This window comes from Candidatus Obscuribacterales bacterium (assembly GCA_036703605.1).
In the GTDB taxonomy this organism is placed as follows: Bacteria; Cyanobacteriota; Cyanobacteriia; order RECH01; family RECH01; genus RECH01.
The window spans coordinates 1-1,777 of the sequence record DATNRH010000154.1 but is presented as its reverse complement, the minus strand read 5'-3'; the positions used below and the strand labels follow the sequence as shown (position 1 = coordinate 1,777).

The 1,777-nt window shown below is 52.6% G+C and carries 4 protein-coding genes; all 4 read right to left on the bottom strand.

Annotation, left to right across the window (positions count from 1 at the left end; all coding sequences use genetic code 11):
• Positions 1-315 (bottom strand): hypothetical protein (locus tag V6D20_03215; protein HEY9814803.1); only part of this gene is annotated, 315 nt, incomplete at its 3' end.
• Positions 308-613, bottom strand: a complete 306-nt coding sequence (locus V6D20_03210; GenBank protein ID HEY9814802.1) for a hypothetical protein — start codon at positions 611-613, stop codon at positions 308-310. The genes V6D20_03215 and V6D20_03210, both read right to left, overlap by 8 nt.
• A 7-nt stretch (positions 614-620) precedes the next feature.
• Positions 621-800 carry a hypothetical protein gene (locus V6D20_03205; protein ID HEY9814801.1) on the bottom strand — a complete coding sequence of 60 codons (180 nt, stop codon included), beginning with the start codon at positions 798-800 and terminating at the stop codon, positions 621-623.
• A 93-nt stretch (positions 801-893) separates the two neighbouring features.
• The coding region (locus V6D20_03200; protein ID HEY9814800.1) for a P22 phage major capsid protein family protein at positions 894-1,777 on the bottom strand (884 nt) is incomplete at its 5' end.

Below are 1,777 nucleotides of genomic sequence, written 5' to 3'. Positions count from 1 at the left end.
GATAGTCTGCATACCCTGAGCCGCAATGCGTTGCATGCTGGGGGTGTACTGCTTTTCAAAGTAGGTGCAAGCCATCTCAGCGACAGAGTAAACCACGCCCAAGGTCGCCCAGTCAGGCAGGCCGGTTTCTTCATTGGGGTTAGGCAGGCCGTCAGATACGATGTAGCCAATCCTACGGCCAATGGCGTTGTTGGATAGCAGCCAGTCCTCTGCCATCTTCAGCGTGTCCTGAACCTCTTCCTGCGTTGCCTGACTGGTACGGGCATTGACGCCGATAGCGGTTAGAATGCGGTTAGCTAGTTCAGCTTTAGTCATCAGACTCTTCTACCTTCTGGCGCAAGGTTTCGGCCTTGGCTTTGTGATGGGGCTTCTTGCCAAACTTCGCTTCATAGGCAAGAGCCCACACCTCATAATCAGTTACTTCGACTTCTTCTTGCCCTTCTTCTTCATCTTGCCGTATGCCATCGGTAGCACCTCGCAGTGAGTTAAGGTTATGTGACCAGCCCAGCTTTCGGAGCTTAGGCTGCTCGGTGGTGTGACAAGGACGGCCATAGATTCCTGGCTCAACCTCGTAACAGTGTTTATCTGGATTCGTGGTATACAGTGTCTTCATGGAATCCTCAGTGATAAGTCGGTGGGAAGCCTATGGGCTCTAGCTCAATCTCGCTTGCCTCTTCGTCAATCGCAAGGACAATATAGAGATAGTCGTTAATGTTGATCTGAACCGGCTCGCCACCAGAAAGCATCTCTTTGATGGGCTCAATGTCCTCGACCAGTAAGCTAAACGATTCGTCAAACATGGCCCGCTCCTTTAGTGGTTTCATTATACCGCTAAATGGCAAGCATTAAAAAGCCCCTCCGAAGAGGGGCCGTAGTTATCACCTAGTTACCGATTAGACTGGAACGTAAATTCCGTTGCCATTCCTGCTAGGATCGCGGTTCACAAGGCCATACCATGTGAATAATCTGACTCGGCAGTTCAGAGTCGGCAGACTGGCATCATATGCCATGTAAAGCCGCACACCTGAATCCAGGGTCTCGCTCACAACCTTCATGCCGTCGAACTCGTTCAGCATATCAAGCGGTGCATCACCGTTGACAATGGAGATTGAGTCGTTGGCCCAGAAGCTGTTAGCGCGGCCACCGTTCACGTTCACCTTGCTCACAACAGTTGTGGCAACGATCTGCGTAGAGATGTTGGCATAAGCTGCTTGGTCAGTGGTGATGCCGGTCTGGTCTGCTGCGATGGGCTTAGGATAGATGGTCAGAGTGTCTGTGGCCTTCGCTACTACGCGAAAGGTCATCAGCTCATTCGTGTCTTTCTTATCCATTACGCTCAGGCTGTTCACACCAGCGAAGGTGATCACGTCACCCACTTGGAAGTTAGCGCCTTCGCCTACGCCCAGATCAACAGAGCCCACACGGTAGTCGACGTTTTGAACAACATCGTTACCCAGGTCGATGAAGCCCTGCGGAATCTCAACAACGTCAGTGGCAACCGCGCCAGTGGTGGCGTTAAGTTGAGCCGGGACGCTGCCCAGATAGCTGGCTTCAAACAGGTCAAAGCCTGCAACCCGCTTGCCGATACCCGCAGTACCGTAGGCAGTCTCAGGACGGCCAGACAGGTCTTCACGTGAAGCCAGATCAGATGCCATTACCTGATAAGTACGGTCGTTGAGGTAGTAGCTCATGCCATCACCAGTGTAAGCCTGACGCTCACGCAGGATGGTGCGGCCTTCTGCCACGAAGTCATAGCCAATATCGCCAGACTCGTAGT

Excerpts from the sequence above, each read along its gene's own strand:
- V6D20_03205 (HEY9814801.1), bottom strand. The coding sequence starts at position 800 with ATGTTTGACGAATCGTTTAGCTTACTGGTCGAGGACATTGAGCCCATC.
- V6D20_03210 (HEY9814802.1), bottom strand. The coding sequence starts at position 613 with ATGAAGACACTGTATACCACGAATCCAGATAAACACTGTTACGAGGTT.